This window comes from Streptomyces sp. NPDC001848 (genome assembly GCF_042891915.1).
Lineage (GTDB): Bacteria > Actinomycetota > Actinomycetes > Streptomycetales > Streptomycetaceae > Streptomyces.
On record NZ_JBIATP010000039.1, the window covers coordinates 7,739 to 8,520 of the forward strand.

Sequence of the window (782 nt, forward strand, 5' to 3'; positions counted from 1 at the left end):
GAGCCGTTGGGCCGCCCGCCATGACGCAGCCGTTGGGCCGCCCGCCATGACGCAGCCGTTGGGCCGCCCGCCATGACGCAGCCGTTGGGCCGCCCGCCATGACGCAGCCGTTGGGCCGCCCGCTTCTTTGCCAGGGTCGTGCTTCCGCGGGCCGAGTCAAGGGCGCTGCACTCCGCTGCGCTGCGTTCCGCGTCGGCTGTGCCGATCGGCCTGCGGCCGACCCTTGACTAGTCCCGCTCCAGCACGGAGAAGAAGCGAGCGAGCGGCCCGGAGGAATGGGTGGCCCAGCCAAGGCAACACACCTGTGCGCTGCGCTGTACCCGGCGGCGAGTGGACGCGGACACACCTCGCATGCACGCCGGGTCGGCAGGTCGGCCAAGCGGCTTGCGGAGAATCGTGGGTGGATGGGCGGGCGGCGCGACCTCAGGGTGCAAGGACGCCGCGTGGTTCGGCAGCCCGCGGTGCAACGTTGAGGGTGAGCCGAGGGTGATGGCGGCGGCTCGTCCTGCGTCATGGCCGCATGACCGTGAGGCCGTACGCCCGTGTGCCCGTGAGGCCGTACGCCCGTGTGCCCGTGAGGCCGTACGCCCGTGTGCCCCTGCCTGGTCGGCCGGGCACCCGTGCCTGGTCAGCCCGGTGACAGGGCACCTACGCGGCAGCACGCAAACGAGCCAACAAAGCTCGGCGGCAAGCCCATTCCCACTCCCGACTCGGTGACTGGCGGGATTGTGCCAGCCACAGGACAAAAAACCTGGCAGCGAGCACCCGGGCATAGCACAAAC